General features: G+C 56.0%; 23 protein-coding genes. All 23 read right to left on the reverse strand.

Features of this window, described 5'->3' with window-relative positions:
- Nucleotides 1-46: 46 nt before the first annotated feature.
- Nucleotides 47-1,783 carry a DNA repair protein RecN gene (recN, locus tag PCH01S_RS09285; protein ID WP_042228618.1) on the reverse strand — a complete coding sequence of 579 codons (1,737 nt, stop codon included), beginning with the start codon at nt 1,781-1,783 and terminating at the stop codon, nt 47-49.
- Between the two features lie 32 nt (nt 1,784-1,815).
- Nucleotides 1,816-2,262, reverse strand: a complete 447-nt coding sequence (ahrC, locus tag PCH01S_RS09290; RefSeq protein ID WP_042228619.1) for a transcriptional regulator AhrC/ArgR — start codon at nt 2,260-2,262, stop codon at nt 1,816-1,818.
- Entirely contained in the window at nt 2,259-2,729 is a 471-nt protein-coding gene (locus PCH01S_RS09295; protein WP_042228620.1) for a hypothetical protein, read from the reverse strand. Before PCH01S_RS09295 ends, ahrC begins: the two co-directional genes overlap by 4 nt.
- 129 nt (nt 2,730-2,858) lie before the next feature.
- A complete protein-coding gene (locus tag PCH01S_RS09300) occupies nt 2,859-3,701 on the reverse strand; it encodes a TlyA family RNA methyltransferase (RefSeq protein WP_042228621.1) in 843 nt (280 codons plus the stop codon).
- A gap of 127 nt (nt 3,702-3,828) precedes the next feature.
- Entirely contained in the window at nt 3,829-5,730 is a 1,902-nt protein-coding gene (dxs, locus tag PCH01S_RS09305) for a 1-deoxy-D-xylulose-5-phosphate synthase (RefSeq protein ID WP_042228622.1), read from the reverse strand.
- A gap of 94 nt (nt 5,731-5,824) precedes the next feature.
- The gene (locus tag PCH01S_RS09310) at nt 5,825-6,715 is read right to left on the reverse strand and encodes a polyprenyl synthetase family protein (RefSeq protein ID WP_241688889.1); all 891 of its coding nucleotides are present in this window, start codon (nt 6,713-6,715) and stop codon (nt 5,825-5,827) included.
- A gap of 8 nt (nt 6,716-6,723) precedes the next feature.
- Complete coding sequence (gene xseB, locus PCH01S_RS09315; RefSeq protein WP_042228624.1) at nt 6,724-6,996, reverse strand: exodeoxyribonuclease VII small subunit; 273 nt, start codon at nt 6,994-6,996, stop codon at nt 6,724-6,726.
- Nucleotides 6,980-8,347 (reverse strand): exodeoxyribonuclease VII large subunit, encoded by a 1,368-nt coding sequence (gene xseA / locus PCH01S_RS09320; RefSeq protein ID WP_042228625.1) that lies wholly within the window; start codon nt 8,345-8,347, stop codon nt 6,980-6,982. The genes xseB and xseA overlap by 17 nt, the downstream gene beginning before the upstream one ends.
- 3 nt (nt 8,348-8,350) lie before the next feature.
- Nucleotides 8,351-9,223 (reverse strand): bifunctional methylenetetrahydrofolate dehydrogenase/methenyltetrahydrofolate cyclohydrolase FolD, encoded by an 873-nt coding sequence (folD, locus tag PCH01S_RS09325; protein ID WP_042228626.1) that lies wholly within the window; start codon nt 9,221-9,223, stop codon nt 8,351-8,353.
- Nucleotides 9,224-9,371: 148 nt separating this feature from the next.
- Nucleotides 9,372-9,833, reverse strand: coding sequence for a transcription antitermination factor NusB (gene nusB / locus PCH01S_RS09330; RefSeq protein ID WP_042228627.1), 462 nt, complete (start codon nt 9,831-9,833; stop codon nt 9,372-9,374).
- Nucleotides 9,834-9,937: 104 nt separating this feature from the next.
- Nucleotides 9,938-10,168 (reverse strand): DUF2273 domain-containing protein, encoded by a 231-nt coding sequence (locus PCH01S_RS09335; RefSeq protein ID WP_042228629.1) that lies wholly within the window; start codon nt 10,166-10,168, stop codon nt 9,938-9,940.
- 14 nt (nt 10,169-10,182) lie between these two features.
- Nucleotides 10,183-10,749 (reverse strand): alkaline shock response membrane anchor protein AmaP, encoded by a 567-nt coding sequence (gene amaP, locus PCH01S_RS09340; RefSeq protein WP_042228630.1) that lies wholly within the window; start codon nt 10,747-10,749, stop codon nt 10,183-10,185.
- Nucleotides 10,750-10,828: 79 nt separating this feature from the next.
- Nucleotides 10,829-11,239 carry an Asp23/Gls24 family envelope stress response protein gene (locus PCH01S_RS09345; RefSeq protein WP_042228632.1) on the reverse strand — a complete coding sequence of 137 codons (411 nt, stop codon included), beginning with the start codon at nt 11,237-11,239 and terminating at the stop codon, nt 10,829-10,831.
- A gap of 85 nt (nt 11,240-11,324) precedes the next feature.
- Nucleotides 11,325-12,683: an acetyl-CoA carboxylase biotin carboxylase subunit gene (gene accC / locus PCH01S_RS09350; RefSeq protein WP_042228633.1), complete on the reverse strand. Its 1,359-nt coding sequence runs from the start codon at nt 12,681-12,683 to the stop codon at nt 11,325-11,327.
- Between the two features lie 18 nt (nt 12,684-12,701).
- Complete coding sequence (accB, locus tag PCH01S_RS09355; protein ID WP_042228634.1) at nt 12,702-13,196, reverse strand: acetyl-CoA carboxylase biotin carboxyl carrier protein; 495 nt, start codon at nt 13,194-13,196, stop codon at nt 12,702-12,704.
- Nucleotides 13,197-13,354: 158 nt separating this feature from the next.
- Nucleotides 13,355-14,164 carry a SpoIIIAH-like family protein gene (locus PCH01S_RS09360; protein ID WP_042228636.1) on the reverse strand — a complete coding sequence of 270 codons (810 nt, stop codon included), beginning with the start codon at nt 14,162-14,164 and terminating at the stop codon, nt 13,355-13,357.
- A 96-nt stretch (nt 14,165-14,260) separates the two neighbouring features.
- Entirely contained in the window at nt 14,261-14,902 is a 642-nt protein-coding gene (spoIIIAG, locus tag PCH01S_RS09365; RefSeq protein WP_042228637.1) for a stage III sporulation protein AG, read from the reverse strand.
- A 43-nt stretch (nt 14,903-14,945) separates the two neighbouring features.
- Nucleotides 14,946-15,731 (reverse strand): stage III sporulation protein AF, encoded by a 786-nt coding sequence (spoIIIAF, locus tag PCH01S_RS09370; RefSeq protein WP_241688841.1) that lies wholly within the window; start codon nt 15,729-15,731, stop codon nt 14,946-14,948.
- 142 nt (nt 15,732-15,873) lie between these two features.
- Nucleotides 15,874-17,073 (reverse strand): stage III sporulation protein AE, encoded by a 1,200-nt coding sequence (spoIIIAE, locus tag PCH01S_RS09375; RefSeq protein ID WP_042228640.1) that lies wholly within the window; start codon nt 17,071-17,073, stop codon nt 15,874-15,876.
- 51 nt (nt 17,074-17,124) lie between these two features.
- Nucleotides 17,125-17,517 carry a stage III sporulation protein AD gene (gene spoIIIAD / locus PCH01S_RS09380; RefSeq protein WP_042228641.1) on the reverse strand — a complete coding sequence of 131 codons (393 nt, stop codon included), beginning with the start codon at nt 17,515-17,517 and terminating at the stop codon, nt 17,125-17,127.
- Nucleotides 17,518-17,527: 10 nt separating this feature from the next.
- A complete protein-coding gene (gene spoIIIAC, locus PCH01S_RS09385) occupies nt 17,528-17,731 on the reverse strand; it encodes a stage III sporulation protein AC (protein ID WP_009674926.1) in 204 nt (67 codons plus the stop codon).
- 15 nt (nt 17,732-17,746) lie between these two features.
- Nucleotides 17,747-18,268 (reverse strand): stage III sporulation protein SpoIIIAB, encoded by a 522-nt coding sequence (spoIIIAB, locus tag PCH01S_RS09390; protein ID WP_042228642.1) that lies wholly within the window; start codon nt 18,266-18,268, stop codon nt 17,747-17,749.
- Between the two features lie 4 nt (nt 18,269-18,272).
- On the reverse strand, nt 18,273-19,496 hold the full coding sequence (locus PCH01S_RS09395) for a stage III sporulation protein AA (RefSeq protein ID WP_042228643.1): 1,224 nt from the start codon (nt 19,494-19,496) through the stop codon (nt 18,273-18,275).
- Nucleotides 19,497-19,517 lie beyond the last annotated feature (21 nt).

The raw sequence follows: 19,517 nt of genomic DNA on the forward strand, positions 1-19,517 counted from the left end.
CTCCCTCCATTCGTTTTATAACTGCAAATGCTTCTAGAGACCTCAGTTAGTTCCTTGACTTTTTTTCATCCGCCAAAGCAAGCATTTCTTGAGCGTGATGAAGGGTCGTTTCCGTCACTTCGACGCCTCCGAGCATCCGTGCCAGCTCTTCGATACGTCCGCGGCGGTCCAGATCGGTCACGCGGGTAAACGTGCGTTCGCCCTGTACTTCTTTATGAATGTAAAAATGTACGTCGGCCATGCATGCCACCTGCGGTAAATGCGTAATGCTAAAGACCTGGCAGCTTCGCGAAAGCAGCGAAAGCTTCTCGGCAATCGCCTGAGCCGCGCGTCCGCTGACACCCGTATCCACTTCGTCGAAGACGAGTACGGGAATCTGGTCCAGCCGGGCGAAAATACTCTTCATGGCGAGCATAATCCGGGAAAGCTCCCCGCCCGATGCGATTTTGCTGAGTCCGCGGAGCGGCTCTCCGGGGTTCGGCGCCATCAGGAACTCGACAAGATCGATTCCGTCCCGGGTGAATTTAACGGGCTGGTCGCCAATCTCCAGCCCTCCGCCACCGGCGGGAACCGGGGTATGCGACACCTGGACGCGGAACTGCGTGCGCTCCATATGGAGGTCGCGGAGCTCCGTTTCGATTTCACCGGCCAGACGGTCCGCGATTTTTTTGCGGGAATCGGACAGCTTCCGGGCCGCTTTCGTGAGCTGGACGATTTCACGGTCGAGCTTCTCCTGCAGCTTCTGTATTATCTCATCCTTGTTCTCGATCGTGGCGAGTTCTCCGCTCACTTTCTCGCTGTACGCCAAAATCTCCGCAATCGTGTCGCCGTATTTACGGCGCAGCGAAGCGATCATATCGAGGCGCAGCTCGATTTCGTCCAGCCGCTCCGGATTGAATTCAATGTCGTCGCGGTAATCCCTAAGCTGGTAAGCGGCATCTTCAAGCTGGTAAAACGCGCTTTGCATCTGCTCCAGCAGAGGAGCGATTCCCGCGCTGTCAATTGCCGCCACGTCCTGGATGCGGGCGATGGACTTGCCTATGGCTTCCAGCCCGTTGCTCGCTCCGTACAGCGTATCGTAGGAGGCCGCCACGCTCGAATACAGCTTCTCGGCGTTCGCCAGCTTGCTTTTCTCCTCCGCCAGCGTGACGTCTTCGCCCTCCTTCAAGGAAGCCGCGGCGATTTCATCCACCTGGAAACGGTACAGGTCGATCATCTGCAAGGACTGCTTGCTCGTTTCCTGGAGCGCCCTCAGCTCTTTGCGGAGCTTCGTGTAGCGGTCGTACGATTCGCGGTATGCCGCCAGGTTGGGACCCACCTCTTTATCTCCGTAAGCATCCAGCCAGTGGATGTGTTCGTCCGATTTGAGAAGAGACTGATGCTCATGCTGGCCGTGAATATTGACGAGCCAGCCGCCGACTTCGCGCAGCATCGTCAAATTAACGAGCTGGCCGTTGATCCGGCTGGAGCTTTTGCCGCCTGCCGTGACTTCGCGGCGGATAAGCAGCTGCTCCTCCCCCTCGGCTTCGATGCCGAGCTGGGCAAGCGTCGTCCATACGGGGTGTCCTTCGCCGATTTCGAAAACAGCCTCGATCTCGGCTTTCTCGCTGCCGTAGCGGACCAATTCGGAGGAACCCCGGCCGCCGACAATCAGGCTCAGCGCGTCGATAATGATGGATTTACCGGCGCCTGTCTCACCCGTCAGAACATGAAAGCCGGATTTAAATCCGATGTGAACGTATTCGATAACCGCCAAATTGCGGATAGACAGTTCTGTGAGCATAGGTCCTCCCCTGAATTCGCTGCATGACCGAGTCAGATCAGCGACATAATCTGATTCACGACTTTCTGGCTGACATCCTTCGTCCGGCAGATGATCAGAATCGTGTCATCCCCGCATATCGTCCCCATGATTTCAGTCCATTCCAAATTATCGATCAAAGCGCAAATCGTATTTGCCGTTCCGGGCATACACTTCATGACAACCAGATTTTCGGTAAAATCGATGTTGATAAAATGATCGCTTAGCGCCCGTTTGAGCCGCTGCATCGGATTGTAGCGCTGATCAGCCGGCATCGAATATTTATATCTTCCGTCATCAAGCGGGACCTTGATCAGATGCAGTTCTTTGATATCCCTGGAAACCGTCGCCTGAGTCACGTTGAAACCCGCGGTGCGCAGCGATTCCACCAGCTCGTCCTGAGTTTCGATCTCTTGGCCCGTAATGATTTCCCGGATTTTAACGTGGCGTTGCCCTTTCATTCGAACACCTCAATGTGAAACGTAATTTGTTTGATCTTGCGTCCGTTCATGTCCACGTAAAGCACCCCGGCCGCTTCCGGCACGAGGAGCGAGTACACCAGCAGCATGTCGCGGATAGCGCTTCCTGTCATCTCGAGCGGCTTGCGTTCGCGCGCCACCTTGACGAGATACAGATTGTCCTCTTTTTCAGCAAAATAGTCGATAAACAGGCGGCTGTACAGCTCTTCCTTCTGATTCAGGGTCATCGAAATCGGGATTTTGGTTTTCCCGCCCACCACGTCAAACCCGGCACCGATCAGAAGTTCGACGACATCATCGTCTTCCGGGACTTCGTTATAGTCCGTAATGCGGTTAGGTTGGAAGGAATCAGCGTAAGGCTCATACAGCCACTTTCGGAAACTTATGCCGGCCCATGCTGCGAGAAGTCCTAAGAGCAAAATTAGGATAAGCGTATCCCCGTGCTGCATACCGGATCACCTCGACGTACCTATTCGCTAAGCGAGGCGGGGATTCCTTTTGGTTGTGACGTCTTTTTCCAAGTGTTTTCCTGTGTTTACTTGCGGAAAACCTGGCTTTCTGTTAAAACCGCCCTACCGTCAATACCGGGTTTCCGGTTTGGCGAACATGGCCTTGGCCTCCGGAACGACGCGGTCGATCAGGGATTGAAGAGGTTCCTCCAGCTTTTCCGTATCTTCGGGGTTGCAGGTCCAGTACGCAAGAAATTCAATGTTTCCTTCGCCGCCGGTAATCGGGGAAAACGTAAGTCCTTTTAAGTAAAAACCGATCTCCTTCGCGAATCCGAGGACACTTTCCAATACGTCCTTATGCACTTCGGAATCCCGGATCACTCCGGATTTGCCGACTTTCTCGCGTCCCGCTTCGAATTGAGGCTTGATGAGGGCAACCGTCTCCCCTTTTACACCCAGCATCGTTTTCAGCGGAGGCAGAATGATTTTCAGGGAAATGAAAGATACATCGATCGTGGCAAAAGACGGGGGCGGACCGGTCAATTCCTCCGGCGTCAAGTAACGGAAATTCGTGCGTTCCATAACCTGGACGCGCTCATCCTGACGAAGCGACCAGTCAAGCTGGTTATATCCTACATCGATCGCGTATACATACGAGGCCCCGTTCTGAAGCGCGCAGTCGGTAAAACCGCCGGTAGAAGCCCCGATATCGAGCATAACCGCGTTTTTTACGTCGATGTTAAATTGTTTCAACGCTTTTTCCAGTTTTAAACCTCCGCGGCTTACGTAAGGATGCACCGCACCCTTTACTTTTAAGGCGGCCGCGCGGCTAATTTTCATTCCCGCCTTATCGACAGGCTCCTCATCAGCAAAAACAAGGCCAGCCATAATGGCGGCCTTGGCTTTTTCTCTGCTTTCAAAATAGCCTTGTTCGACGAGCAGTACATCAATTCGTTCTTTATCTGTCGCCATTCCATAAGCTCCTGTTATCGTTCGTCGTTTGGGCCGGCTGCCGCCGGCACGTGTAAGCTGGTTCCCGTGGTTGACCTCGTCATGCGACGCCAAACCAGGCCCTGCCCTTCGGGTTTCTTTTGCCGCGTTAGGCGTTCAGGCCGGCGGAACGCTGGCGTTTGCGCGGCAGCAGCGTGTGCACCTGCGTAATCAGGTGCTCGGCGGTTAAGCCGACTTCTTGGCGCTGTTCTTTGATGGAACCGTGTTCCACAAAGTAATCCGGCACGCCCATCGTGCGGACACGCATGCCTTCGATGCCCTGTTTCGCATAAAATTCGAGCACCGCGCTGCCGAAGCCGCCTTGTTCCGATCCTTCTTCCATAGTGATGATCGGCATGTGCTCTTTGGCAAGCTGGAGAAGCATGGCCTCATCCATCGGTTTGATAAACCGGGCGTTGATAACGCGCAGGTTGATGCCTTCTTTTCTCAGCATATCCGCGGCTTCCAGAGCAACCTGGTTCATCGGGCCGACGGCCAGAACCGCCATCGTTTCCCCTTCGGTCAGCGTTTCCCAGGTGCCGATCGGAATCGGCTGCGGATTCTCATCCATCGGGACGCCTAGCCCGTTGATTCGGGCATAACGGACGGCGATCGGCCCTTCGTTATAGTCAATCCCCGTCCGCATCATGCGGCGGAGTTCATTCTCGTCTTTGGGCATCATGAGCACCATATTCGGCAAGCTGCGCAGGAAGGAGATATCGTATACGCCCTGATGCGTTTCCCCGTCGGGCCCTACGAAACCAGCACGGTCAATGGCAAACATGACATTCAGCTTGGGACGGCAAATATCATGCACGACCTGGTCGTAGGCACGCTGGAGGAAAGTCGAGTAAACCGCAAATACCGGTTTCATCCCTTCCGCCGCCATGCCTGCACATAATGTAGCGGCATGCTGTTCGGCGATGCCTACATCAATCATGCGCTCAGGGAAGCGGGCGGCGAAATTCATCAGCCCCGATCCTCCCGGCATGGCCGGCGTGACCGCCACTACGCGCTCGTCTTTCTCGGCAAACTCAATAAGCGTATTGCCGAATACTTCGGTGTACATGGGATTCCCCACGGCTTTAAGAAACTGGCCGGACTCGATCTTGTACGGGCTGGCCCCGTGCCATTTATGGGAATCCATCTCGGCGGGGGAGTACCCTTTGCCCTTGGTCGTAATGACGTGGATGAGCACAGGGCCCTCCACTTTCTCCGACTGCTTCAACGTTTCAAGCAGCAGAGGCAGATTATGACCGTCAACCGGACCGATGTAGTTGAACCCGAGTTCCTCGAACCAGACACCGGAAACAAGCAAATATTTCAGGCTATCCTTGACTTTCTCCGCCGTCTTGGCCAGAGTCCCTCCGATAGCCGGGATTTTCTTAAGGAGACTTTCGACTTCTTCTTTCGCTTTGCGGTAGTGCTTGTCGGACCGGATCTTGCTCAAATAATTGTGGATCGCGCCCACGTTCGGGGCAATAGACATCTCGTTGTCGTTCAGAATAACGGTCAGATTCTTCTTCTCATGGCCGATATGGTTCATCGCTTCAAGCGCCATACCGCCCGTCATGGCTCCGTCGCCGATCACGGCAAAAACACGGAAGTCTTCGCCTTTCAGATCCCGGGCCATGGCCATCCCCATCGCAGCCGATAGCGAGGTGCTGCTGTGTCCCGCTTCCCATACATCGTGATCGCTTTCCGCCCGCTTGATGAAGCCGCACATCCCCTTGTACTTGCGCAGGGTATCGAAACGGTCTTTACGCCCGGTTAAAATTTTGTGCACGTACGCCTGATGCCCCACGTCGAAAATAAATTTGTCCCGGGGGCTGTCGTACAGCGTATGCAGCGCGATGGTCAGCTCCACTATGCCCAGATTGGAGGAGAGGTGCCCGCCGGAAGCAGACAGCTTTTCAACGAGAAATTGCCGAATTTCCTCTGCCAGCTGTTCAAGCTCCGCCGTAGACAACCTCTTTAAATCCTCTGGCTGGTTAATATGATCGAGCAGCACATTAATTTCCTCGCTTTCCAAAGGTGAAAATTAGCAAAATTTATGAAATACGTTCATGTGTTCGTGTAATTGATTTCACCATTATACCATAATTTCAGCGGTCACGCTTCATCAGGTAATCGGCCAGCTCCAGCAGCCTTTGCGGTTTCGGCAGAACCCCGCCTGCGATGGCCGTTTTGGCTTCGTCCGTCAGCTGCGCGACCCGCCGCTCCGATTCCTCCATCCCGATGAAAAAAGGATAAGTCACCTTGTGCTGCTTCTCGTCGCTGCCTACGGCTTTGCCCAGCTTCTCCTGCGTGCCGGTCACATCCAGAATATCGTCCTGGATCTGGAACGCCAGCCCGATCGAGCGGCCGAAGTCCGTAAGCGCTTCAAGCTGCTTGTCGTCCGCGCCCGCAACCCTTCCGCCCGCGCGGAGAGAGAACATGATGAGATCGCTCGTTTTGTGCTGATGGATATATTCCAGGCCGCTAAGCTCCGTAATGCCCTGCTCGCCCTTCATATCGGCCACTTGCCCGCCCACCATTCCCCGGGCTCCGGAATATTCGGCGAGTTCCTCGACGATGTTCAGAACCTGTTCGGCCGGAACACCGTGCCGGCGCGCCTGTGATGCGCTGTAAAACGCCTGGGTCAACAGAGCGTCACCCGCAAGGATGGCCATCGCTTCTCCGTAAACTTTATGGTTGGTTAGTTTGCCCCTCCGGTAGTCATCATTATCCATAGCAGGCAAATCATCGTGGATCAGCGAGTACGTATGCACCATTTCAATGGCGCAGGCTACCGGCATAGCGGCTTCCTTCCGTCCCCCCAGCGCTTCCGCCGCTGCAAGAACGAGAATCGGCCTAAGCCGCTTGCCTCCCGCATCGATCGAATACTGGGCGGACTGCCGCAGCACATCCGGAATGTCCCAAAGCCGGGGGAACAGCTCCTGAAGCTCTCCCTCGACTTCTTTCGCATAGGAAGCGATATATTCTTGGATGTTCATGTCTGTGTTCAACGGGATTCCCCTTTGTCCTCGATCATATTGGCTCCGAACGGCTTCTTCGAGAGGCCGGCTTCGCTTTCTACGAGCATTTCGATCTTCTTCTCCACCGTTTCAAGCTTTTGGCCGCACAGGTGAGACAGCTTCATGCCCTCCTGGTACAGCTCGATCGCCTGCTCGAGAGGGACATCCCCGCTCTCCAGCTTCGCAACGATTCCCTCCAGCTTGTCCATCGCTTCCTCAAAGCTGATGGCGGTTTCTTCCTGATTACTTTCGTTCCCCATTTGTTTTCTCCTCCATCGCCCAGACGTGGCAATCGAGCCGTCCGTCGGTCAACTGAACTCGGACCATGTCGCCGATCTGAACCTGCTCGATTGAATTTAATACGCGTTTTTCTTTCTCGTCGTAAACAAGGCTGTATCCGCGCTGCATCACTTTAAGCGGGCTGAGCGCATCCAGGTGGCGCAGCGTGGATACGAGCTGCTGCCTGCGTCCCCTGGCGACGCCCTGCATCGCCAGCGTCAGCGCCCGCTCCGCGCCTTCGACGCGTTTGCGGGCGTAGCGTACCTGCTCCTGCGGGTTGAAGCCCGACAGGGTGCGTTCCAGACGCATGCGGCGGTCGCCGGCCCGGCCGACAAGCTGACGCATGCGGAAAGAAAGCTGCTCGCCCAGCCGGTCCAGCCGCTGGGCCGGATGCTGCAGAAGCTGCCGGTGCGGATTCGTCAGGTAAGGCGAGCGGCGGAGCCGCTCCAGCCGGTCCTGACGGCGCTGCAGCTGCTGCAGCAGGCCGCGGTGCAGGCGCTGGCCGAGATGAGCCATCTGCTGCTTCAGCTCCAGATGGTGAGGCACCGCCAGCTCCGCCGCGGCCGTAGGCGTCGCCGCCCTGAGATCGGCGACGAAGTCCGCGATGGTGAAGTCGGTCTCGTGGCCGACGGCCGAGATGATGGGGATCGCGGAGGCGAAGATGCTGCGGGCAACGATTTCTTCGTTGAACGCCCACAGCTCCTCCAGCGATCCCCCTCCGCGGCCGACGATCAGCACGTCGACTTCACCGAGGTTGTTCATCGTCTCGATCGCGCGGACGATGGACGGGGCTGCCTGAGCGCCCTGCACCAGCACCGGATGCAGCAGAATCGGCACATTCGGGAACCGCCGCTGCAGGGTGATGATGATGTCCCGGACGGCGGCTCCAGTCGGCGAAGTAATCACGCCGACGGCTTTCGGCATCCGGGGAATCGGCTTCTTCCGCTCGGTGCGGAACAAGCCCTCGCTATCGAGCTTCTGTTTGAGCTGCTCGAACGCGAGGTACAAGCCGCCGATTCCGTCGGGCTGCATCTGCGTCACGTAGAACTGGTACTGCCCGTCCCGTTCGTAGACGGAAACGTTCCCCCGGGCGATCACCATCGTACCTTCCTTCGGACGGAACGGAAGCCGCTGGTTGTACGACGCGAACATAATGCTTTTGAGGCGGCTGTCTTTATCTTTCAGTGTAAAATACATATGACCGCTGGAATGATGCGTAAAGTTGGAAATCTCCCCGCGCACCCAAACGTCCTGGAGACGGTTGTCGCCTTCCAGCTTCATTTTGATATAGCGGTTGAGATCCTTAATGGATAATACGGCGCGCTCGCTCATGCGTTACACGCCCGCTTCTGTACCCGTATTGGACGCGCGGCGGGCCGAGCTCAGCGTATTCTTGAGCAGCATCGTAATGGTCATCGGACCTACACATCCCGGAACCGGTGTGATGTAACCCGCGATTTCTTTAACGGCATCGAAATCGACATCCCCGCAAAGCTTGCCTTCGGCGTTCCGGTTCATCCCGACGTCAATCACGACCGCACCCGGTTTCACGTGCCGGTCCTCGATCACGCCGGCTTTGCCTACCGCGGCAACCAGAATGTCCGCCTGGCGTGTAATATCCTGAAGATTCGGCGTGCGGGAGTGGCAGATCGTAACCGTCGCATGCTCGCGGAGCAGCAGCATCGCCATCGGTTTGCCGACGATGTTGCTTCTTCCGACGACGACGGCGTGTTTGCCTGCCGGGGATACTCCGATTTTTTTCAAAACTTCCATGACGCCGGCCGGCGTACAAGGAAGCATGCCTTCTTTGCCGATCATCAGATTGCCCACGTTAACCGGGTGGAAACAATCCACGTCTTTCTCCGGAGTTATCTCGTCCACAACCTGCTCCTCGTTGATGTGGCCGGGAAGCGGAGACTGTACAAGAATACCGTGGAACTCCGGATTCCGGTTATACTCATGGATCAGCTTGACAAGCTCTTCCTGGATAGTGTCTGCCGGAAGACGGTGCACATGAGACTGGATGCCGACCTGGGCGCAAGCTTTTTCCTTGTTATTGACATAGACATGGGAAGCCTGGTCATCACCTACGATAATCACCACGAGTCCGGGGGTCGTGCCCCGGGCGGAAAGTTCCTCGACTTCCTGTTTGATTTCTTCCCGGATGGAACGGACGATTTCTTTGCCGTTAATCACTTCTGCTGCCATGACGGTTCTCCTCCCTAGTTATCCGTTAATGGTTTTCTTTGTTTACCTGTCGTGCGTGTTGTTTCCTTATTGTATCCCGCAATAAGCAGATAGCGCAAAGCTGTCCGGACGACTTCTCATAAGTCCCGACAACCATGCGCCCGTTTCACTACTCTTTGCCGCTGCGGATATGTTCCCTCAGCGTATCTACGTCTTTAATCATTTTGCCGAGTACGCCGTTTACGAATTTACCGGAATCGTCCGTACCGAAATGCTTCGCCAGATCAATGGCCTCGTTAACGACAACCTTTGGCGGAACATCTTCCTGAAACAGCATTTCGAATGCGGCCAAGCGCAGCACTTCACGGTCTACGCGGGACAGCCTGTCCATTTTCCAGCCTTTCAGATAACCGGCCAGAAGCTGGTCGATCCGGTCCCGGTTGTTTAACGTGCCGTCCACGAGTTCACGGATATACTCTGGCATGATTTTTTCCTTATGATCCACCTGGGCTTCGTTATCGTTCTCCGCTTCATGTACGGCAACGTTCACCGCTTCCGCCGCCGAGACCCCGTTCATATCGATCTGATACAAGCTCTGCAAAGCTATTTCTCTGGCTACTCTACGCCTCATTGTATGCCTCCCACATCTTAAACCGCTAGTTCGTTCGTCTACGTCTAGTATACGTCATTTTAAATCCAACCCAAACAAAAAAATCCAAGGATGAACCCAGGATTTCAGCGAAACATTCTCCATTTTTGCGTAAGAAATTGCCAAAGGTTCTGGAACGGGAGCAAAAGATCTTCTCCCCGATCTACTTTTTTGCCGATATAATACCCCAGGAACACGATAAATGCAAAGATCAGCATATTCCAGAAGCCGAAAAACAGATAGACCAGGCCCAGAACAAGTCCGGCTCCTCCGCCGGTTATCGTTCCGGGGTGTTCCTGCCACAATTTTCTCCACATGAGAGGACCCACCTCTATTCTACCCGGCTTTTAAACGTTGGGGTATTCTGCACGATATTCGCCACATAGACGGATACGCCGGAGACCGGGATTCCCGTAATCTCTTCCACGTGATTCTTGATCGCGGATTGTATTTCCTCCGTAAGTTCCGGAATGGAGGATTCCCCGTCCACTACGGTACGGATGCCGATCTCAAGTCCGGCTTCGCTCACCTTCACACGGGCACGCAGATCGCGAACTCCGCGGCTTCTTCCGGCCGCTTTCAACGCCAGATTCTCCACCGTTTCCACCGAAATCCGGATGTCCCCGTACTCACTGCGCTGGTCGATAGACGGCGCTTGCGTGCGGCTTCTGCGTACGGATATGTAAAAAAAGCGGATGCTGATCAGAAAAATGACGATTCCGGCACCGATCACCCATGCCTTGGATACGGTAAAACCGCTGTCAAATACATCCTGGAGAAAATAATCGGTCGATCTCATCGGAATGAGCTGAAAAGCTGTGAGTACGGCGATGGCGGATAGGAACATGATCGCGAGGCTGAATAGAAATAACAGGAGTCTGTCCAATAGTTTGACCACAGCAAATGGCTCCTTCCGAAATAAGTGAGGAACCCCCGTCCTTAGCGGTTGGGGGTCAATGTGTAGCCGCTGCTATTTATTATTTTACGCGCAGTGCGGCTGAATCTTCTTCAACCGGCTTCTCGGCCGTCTTGAATTGGACGTCGTGAATGTGAACGTTTACTTCCACGACACTCAGCCCTGTCATCGATTCGATTGCCAATTTCACGTTCTGCTGGATCTTGCCGGCCACTTCGGGAATCCGGTGTCCGAATTCCATCACGATAGACACATCGATCGCCGCCTCGCGCTGACCGACGTTCACCTTGATGCCTTTGGCAAAGTTTTTGCGTCCGAGAAGCTCGGTAATGCCGTTGACAAAACCTCCGCTCATGCCGGCCACGCCTTCAACCTCGACGGTAGCAAGTCCCGCAATCACTTCTATAACTTCCGGAGCGATCTGAATGGTGCCCATATCTGTCTTTTCATAATCCGCTGCAATTATCGTCATCCTATGCACACCTCCTGCACGTTTGGGATAAGCCCACTAATTTAATACTATACCATTCCGGAATTTTTATGACAATGAATCCCGCTTAGGATTCCGGGTCGTTCACGTCGTGCTCTTCCAGGAATTTAATATCGAAATCTCCGCTCAGGAATTTGCGATGATTCAAAAGCTTCAAATGAAAAGGAATCGTCGTATGGACGCCATCGACTTCGAACTCAGCCAAAGCACGCTTCATCCGGTTCACGGCTTCCTCGCGGGTCGCTCCCCATACGATCAGCTTGGCGATCATGGAATCGTAATGCGGAGGAATCACATAACCCGGGTAAGCCGCGCTGTCCACGCGGACGCCTATACCGCCCGGAGGCAGGTAGAAGTTAATGCGTCCCGGCGACGGCATAAAGTTGCGCTCGGGATCTTCCGCGTTAATCCGGCATTCGATCGACCAGCCGTTGATCTGAATATCTTCCTGCGTAAACGGAAGAGGGTTGCCTTCGGCGACGCGGATCATTTCCTTGATCAGGTCGACGCCCGTTACGAATTCAGTGACCGGATGCTCGACCTGGATACGGGTATTCATTTCCATGAAATAGAAGTTCCCGTCCGGTCCCAGCAAAAATTCGAGCGTGCCCGCGCCGGAATAGTTGACGGCCTTCGCTGCGCGAACGGCCGCTTCCCCCATCGCCTGACGGATTTCCGGCGTCAAGGTCGGGCAAGGCGCTTCTTCGACGAGCTTCTGGCGGCGGCGCTGCACCGAGCAGTCGCGTTCGCCCAGATGGACCGCGTTGCCGTGCTTGTCCGCAATGATCTGAATTTCGACGTGTTTCATGCCCGTAAGGTACTTCTCCAGGTAAACGCCGGAGTTGCCGAAGTTCAGCTGAGCCTCCTGCTGGGCCGTCATAATATGCTGGATCAGCATATCCTCGCTCTCGGCGATCCGGATGCCTTTGCCTCCGCCGCCGGCCGTCGCTTTGATAATCAGCGGGTAGCCGATGTCACGGCCTAGGGAAATGGCGTCGTCGAGGTCCTCGATCAGTCCGTCGGAGCCGGGAATAACGGGAACGCCCGCGTCCTTCATCGTCTGCTTCGCGACTGCCTTGTCCCCCATTTTGGTAATGGCTTCCGGGGAAGGGCCGATAAACGTGATGTTACAGCTTTCGCAGATTTCCGCGAAATCCGCATTCTCCGCCAGAAACCCGTAACCCGGGTGAATGGCGTCCGTATCCGTAAGCGTGGCCACGCTCATGATATTTGTAAAATTCAAATAGCTGTCTTTGGAAGGCGTAGGTCCGATGCAGTACGCTTCATCGGCAAGACGGACGTGAAGAGCGTCCCGGTCCGCTTCCGAATAAACGGCAATCGTCTGAATGCCAAGTTCACGGCAGGCGCGAATAATCCGCACGGCAATTTCACCGCGGTTTGCAATTAAGACTTTCTGAAAACCCATTTTGTTCCCTCCGTTCAATTACTCCGGCTTCACCAAGAACAGAGGCTGGCCGTACTCGACAAGTTGGCCGTTCTCGACCAGGATTTCAACGATTTCGCCTTTCACTTCCGCTTCGATCTCATTCATCAGCTTCATGGCTTCCACAATGCAGACGACCGATTTCTCGCTCACGTTCGAACCTTTCGAAACAAACGGGTCAGATCCCGGAGAGGAAGCCTGGTAGAATGTACCTACCATAGGCGATACGATTTTATGTAAGGTAGAATCCGATTCCTTCTGTTGATCCGCTTTCGGAGCTTCTGCTGCCACTTGTGCGGGAGCGCTTCCGGGTACCGCTTGAGCAATGGCAGGCACGTACGCTTGCTGCACGGGAGCCGCCGTAACGACTACGGACTCGGTTTTGTTAGGTTTGCGTATCGTCAGACGCGAACCTTCGTTTTCAATTTCGAGTTCCTGCAGGGACGTCTGGTCCATTAGTTTCATTAATTCTTTAATTTCGCTCAGCTTGAACATCCATGTCACTCCTTCAAAAATGGTGAACCGATGCCGTAATACGACGTATGTATTATATCACAACCGTAAGAAATGGAAAGAGTCCAGTTTGTCCGGACTCTTTCCACTCTTGATTAATATGCGGTTTATGCGGCCGGACGGGCTTTTCTTAAGGCCGCTTATTTCACGTACTGGACCGAAATTTCGGGTCCGACCTTCAATTCTTTCATCACCGTTTCCACGATGGAAACCGCCTGGCTTTTCTCCAGTTTATCCGATTGTACGGTCACTTTCCACTTGCTCCCGTCCTGGGTCAGCACCGCATTCGGATAGTCTTTGGAGAGAACGTCCTCCACATTCGTCACGCGGGTGTTCGTGTCTTCGATCTGCTGAAGCTCCTGCTGTGCTTTGCTCACCGCATCGGAGGATTGATTTTTATCGGTGATGAGCGTCAGCAGCTCTTCGGTCTTCTTGGAGAGGGCGTCCTGGCGGTCGAGCTGAAGCTTCGTCAGGTAGTCACGGCCGGATTTGCTGCTGGCCTGCGTCTGCTGGCTGATTTTGGCTTCTGCCGAAGCCGGAGCGGCCGCCGCATCTTTGCCGTCCTTCGAGGCAGTTGCGCCTGTTTTGGAGTCCTGCGCCTTGGCGTCGCCTGTCTTGGCCTCCGCTTTCGCATCGGTTTTCGTGTCGGTTTTCGCATCGGTTTTCGCATCGGTTTTCGCATCGGTTTTCGCATCGGTTTTGGCATCCGCTGTCGTCTTCGTCCCGTCCGCCTTCGCATCTGCCGCTTTGTCTGCGGAAGCTTTACCCGCATCGGCGACGGCCTGCTCCGGAGACACCTGGCTGAGATCGATCTTGACTTCGTCCGCTTTAGGAGCCGTGGAAGCGACATCCACCTTGCTGACATCCTCGGTAAACAGGTAATAAGCGGACAGTACGACCATCAGGCTCAGCATGGAAACGAGCCATATTGTTTGTCTTTTGGCATTCATGGAATAATTCCTCCTAACGGATTAATAAGTAATGGGATGGCTGTAAAGCTGCTTTACACTTATGCCGGAATGCGGAGTCCTCCTTGCAAGCCCCCGCTATTCGGCTGTTTTCCTCGGAAGAATGGAAATCCGGTGAACCGGAACGTCGATGCCCCGGGCGACGGCTTCGATCATCATTTTCTTGACGGTCAGATCTTCAGCCCCTTTGGCGACTACAAGCACGCCGCTCACTTTAGGTTTGATCGTCTTGACGACAAGGGGCTGTTGATCGCCCGACACCTGATAAAGCACGACTTTGCCTTCCTTCGTAACCTGGGAAATATTCCGGTTGGCGCCATTGGTATCTTTTTCCGTCGTCAGCTGCTGATTTTCCTTCGAATCCTTCTCCACGACGATTTCTTCCGTAGATTCGATCGTAATCAGCACTTCCACATCCCCTACGCCGACTACTTTACGGAGAATATCCCGGAGCCGGGATTCGTAGGCTTCCTCGTACTCCCGGAAAGGCGTCTTGTCCTTGGCCGCTCCGCCCATAAACGTCTCTTTGCCCTGCTGGGTGGAGGGAGACGCCCGGCTGTCGCCGGCAGGCTCCACTTCTTTGAAATTGAGAAACGAGCTTAAAATCATCAAGGCGGCACCGACCAGACCGAGCAGTACAATCCAAAGAAAGGAATTGGAACGTTTGCCGTCCTCGCCTGTCCCGAACCATTTACTCCTCCACTGCTTCCAAGAGCCCATCCGCTCACCTCACCATCGCTCCCTGCCGCTTCTGCTGGTTTTGCTAAAGCTTCGACTGTTCCTTCGTCCATTGCACTGAAATGTGAGACGGGTCAACCTTCCAGCCAAGCTCCGCCGCCTTGGCGAGCTTCCGCTCCGCTTCCCGCTGCGCCGGGCTCGGCTGTTCCCCGGTCTGGGCGGGAACGGCTCTGCCGCCCGGGCCGCTTGCCCCGCCGATGCGGACATCCACGGGTGCCACGGGCGCGATGGGCGCGACCGGCGTCATGCCGGATGCTCCGGCTTCACCCGCGAGGGCATCGCCGTAGGCGTCCGGTTCCGCAGCCGGAGATGCCGCGTCGTCCAGCGTCAGCTCGACGCTTGCTACCGATGCGGCGCCCTGCCCGTCCACCGCCGTCTTCACCCGGATGTCCCGGATGGGATAAGGCGTTTCCTTCTGCAGCGTCTGCCTCATCTCGGCGGCAAGCTTCTCTTCCAGCAGGCGGACCGCTTGTTCCCGGCTGCCCGCCTGGAGCCGGTCCGCCTGCTCCATGACTGTCTGCAGCGATGCCGGCTGGCCGGAAGGACCGGTCCCTGCGGGCGCCTGACGTCCGTCTGCCGCGCCGCCGCCCCCAAGCTGCTGCCCCGACTGAGCCTCGGCAAGAAGTCTTGCCGGGTCCCAGCTTTTACGGGCCAACTGCAGCACGGGCGAGAGAAGCGTCAGCAGAATGAACAGGCTCATCGCCGTCCGGACATACCGCTGCATCTTGTTCGTCGGGAGCATCAGCTCGATAAACGTGGCGAGCAGAATCAGGGCGACGACCGTCTTAAGCCAACCGCCTAGCCACTCCACGGGGCAAGCCTCCTTCTTAGGCGAGCAAGCCCCCATCCGGCTGTTCCAGGTTGTTTGAGCTTGTTCGCCTATGCTTGTATATATTCGTTCGCATCTCGGGATATACCAACTTTTTTGACGGAAGCCTGCGGGTCACCCCAATCTAGCGCACCATTACGGCGATATTCCCGGCCGTTATCATAATCGTCAGGGCCAGGAAGAACATGAGGCCTACGGCCGATAAGGCGGCGAACACATACACCATGCTCTTGCCGATCGTGGACAAGCAGACGATGATGGGGCTGTCGCCCAGAGGCTGCATAACCGCCGCACAAACGTGATAGATCAGGGCCAGCACCAAAATTTTGATCGCCGGGAAGGCGCACAGCAGAATCACAATGACGACCCCGGTCAGGCCGACCGCATTCTTCACAAGCAGCGAGGCTCCCAGCACTGTTTCCGTCGCGTCCGAGAACAGCCTGCCAACAATCGGGATAAAATTGCCCGCAATATATTTGGCGGTCCGCAGCGTCACGCCGTCGGTCACCGCCCCCATGCTTCCCTGCACGGAAATGACGCCCAAAAACACGGTCACGAATACCCCAAGTGTGCCGATGGCGATTTTCTGAAGAAGATTTGCCAGCCGGTTTACTTTATACTTGTCCGTCATGGAACTGACGATATGAAGAACGGCCGAGAAGAACAGCAGCGGAAACACGAATACGTAGATCACCGTACCGATGGTATGGATCATAAACACGATCAGGGGATGCAAAATGGCCACCGACGTGATCCCTCCCGATGAAGCGAGCAGGGACAGCAGAAGAGGCATCAGGGCGATCATAAACTGGATCATGGACGAAATCGCGCCTTTGGCGTATTCGATGGCCACCTGAAAACTGTTCACGGCTATGATCAGCAGCACGAGATAAGACACGACGAAGGCAACCTTGCTGACATTATTTCGTTCAAACGAGCTCTGCAGCGTCTCCAGCAGCATGCTGAACACCGTCAGGATCACAATCGACACGAGAAGCTTCCCGTTGACCACAATCTCGTGAAACAGATATTTCAGCGCCCCTTTCCACAGGTTGGAGAAATCGAACGTTTTGGTCCCGGTAATCAGGTCGGAAAAGCTCGGAGGCCGGTTATCGGGAAAATAGCCCCCGTATTCTTTCATCAGCTTGTCCCAGAATTTCTCGACGGACTCCGTGTCAAGCTGGTTCGTCTGCTCTTTCACAAGTGTATCGATCGGGTTTACGGGGTTTAGTTTTTGCGCCCCCGTGTGGCTGAGAAAGCCCAGAAATAGTGCGACGAATAAGACGAGGGTTGTCCACGTCCGGTGCGACAGCTGCTGCGCCAATGCTCTCCACTCCCTATCCGGTCCGCTTCCGGCACACGCTTGTCCGGTTGATCAGGTGGCCGGAAACAGTTTAATCACGGTTTCGATAATGACGGTGATGATCGGAATGGCCATGACCATAATGAGAATTTTGCCGGAAAGCTCGATTTTCGAAGCGATTGATTCCTGCCCGGCATCCCTTACGATCTGCGCCCCGAATTCCGCTATGTATGCGATGCCGATGATTTTGAGGATCGTTTTCAAAAACACCATATTGACGCCGGACTGCTGCGCCAGATTATTAAGCACTTCAATGACCGAAGCGATTTTGCCGATCAGAAAAAGAAAAATCAGGATGCCCGTAAACGCCGCCAGCAGGAAAGCGAACATCGGTTTCTGTTCCTTGATAATGAGGATGAGGACAGTGGCGATCAGGCCGAGTCCGACGATTTGAATAATCTCCACGTCATCCCCCCTACTGGAACAAAAAGATGGTTTTGATTTCCTGGAACAAATTATCGAGCAGCCTCACCACCATAAACAGCACGACGACGAAACCGATGACGGTTACCCAATGGGCCATGTCTTCCTTCCCCATCTGCTTCAGCACCGTGTGGATCATGGCGATAATAATCCCGATCCCGGCGATCTGGAAAATGGCGTTTACATCTACGTTCATGTTCGGCACCCCACTTTAATACATCAAAATAACGATCAGTGCTCCCACCAGGACGCCCAGGCTCTTCCACATCGCTTCGTATCGTTTCTGCTCTTCCGCAGCCGTCGTCTCTTCTGCTTGTAGCTGAAGAACCGCCAGGCGCAAATGCTTGGCCTGATCGCTGCGGTCGCTGGCCCCGAGCGTCTGCCCGAGCCGGAGGACGACCTGCAGCTCGGCCGGTTTCATCGCGGAGTTCCGCCAGCCGTGCTGCACAGCGTCGCGCCAGACGGCGCTCAGCGTGTCGTCTTGCGGCTCCGACAGGCGGTCCGCCACCTCGCGGAACACGCCCGCCAGAGGCGCCCGCGTCTGCTCGCTCAGCGTTGCGATCGCATCGGGCAGCGGCGTCGAGCCGTAGACGATTTCGGTTTCCAGCCGCTGGAGCGCCTGAATCACTTCCCGGATCTGCTGCGGCCGTCTCCGGTACCTTCTCGCTTTGGCGAATCCGAAGCCAGCTCCGGCTCCGAGCACGAGAGCGGCTCCCGCAAGTTTGACCCACATCGCTTCATCCCCTTCCGCCGGTTGAAAATATAGTCTCCCAGCCGCTCGGCTTTTCTTCGGCCGGAGCACGATAAGCGCCGAAGACGGCAAGCTGGCGGCCTTCCCCGTCCAGCACTTGCACGCGGCGCCCGCCCGCGGCCGAGCGGCCGAGAATCACGTAGCGGCCGAAAACGCCGCTTTCGAGCAGCTCCCGCAGGGCCGGTCTGCGCAACACATCGCCCAGGTCCCGTCCGTGAGCCGTGGCGATGATCCGGATGCCCGCATGAAGGGCCTCGCGGATAGCCTCGGCGTCTTCCTGACGCCCGATCTCATCCACGATCAGCACCTCGGGGGACATCGAGCGGATCATCATCATCATGCCCTCCGCTTTCGGGCAGCCGTCCAGCACATCGGTGCGCGGCCCCAGGTCAAAGCGCGGCACCCCCCGCTCGGAAGCGGCGATTTCGGAGCGTTCGTCGACGATGCCGACTTTCCAGCCGGCGCTCCTCCGCGGACTGTGCCGCGCAGTCGGCCTTGTGACAGGCTCCCGGCTCCCGGCTTCGGGACCGGCACCGGCCGGCGAGATCCCGGTGCTGCCCGTTCCGCCCGGCAAGCCAGGTCCGCCGCTTGTGCCGGTTCGGGAACCGCCACTGGGAGAGGCACCGGCCCCGCCGGGACTGCCCTCGCCGCCGGCTGCCGGAAATGCCGCTTCGCCGCTGCTGATCATCCGCGCCAGATCGCGGATCAGCGTCGTTTTCCCAAGCTGGGGAGGCGAAATCAGGAGCGTATGGTGAACCGTGTCCGCCTCCCGGTCAAGGAGATGAGGCAGAACCGGTTTACCGGCTCCGGGGAGTTCCCTCGCGATCCGGATGTTAAACGAGCTGACATCGCGGATATGTTTGACGCTTCCCCCTTCGAGGACGACCCGTCCCGCCAGCCCTACCCGGTGACCACCCGGAATCGTGATAAAGCCGCGCTTCAGTTCCTCCTCGAAAGAATAGAAGGAGTGCCGGGTCAACAGTTCGAGCAGACTTTTGCATTCTTCGCGGGACGGCCTGTACGCCCGCGAGGCGTCGGCGTCCGTCAGCCCTTCACGCGTAACGAACGCGCAGCGCCGGTCAAAGACGATCTCAAGGGGACGGTCCTGACGGACCCGGATTTCTTCCAGCCCCGAATGCAGGTTCACCGGCAGCGATTCGAGTATCCCGCGTATGGAAGCGGGCAGATGGGCGAATACGGACGCAAGCACAGCCTCACCTCCGGAATTGTC

Origin of the sequence: Paenibacillus chitinolyticus NBRC 15660 (assembly GCF_000739915.1) — a bacterium.
GTDB classification, from domain to species: Bacteria; Bacillota; Bacilli; order Paenibacillales; family NBRC-103111; genus Paenibacillus_F; species Paenibacillus_F chitinolyticus.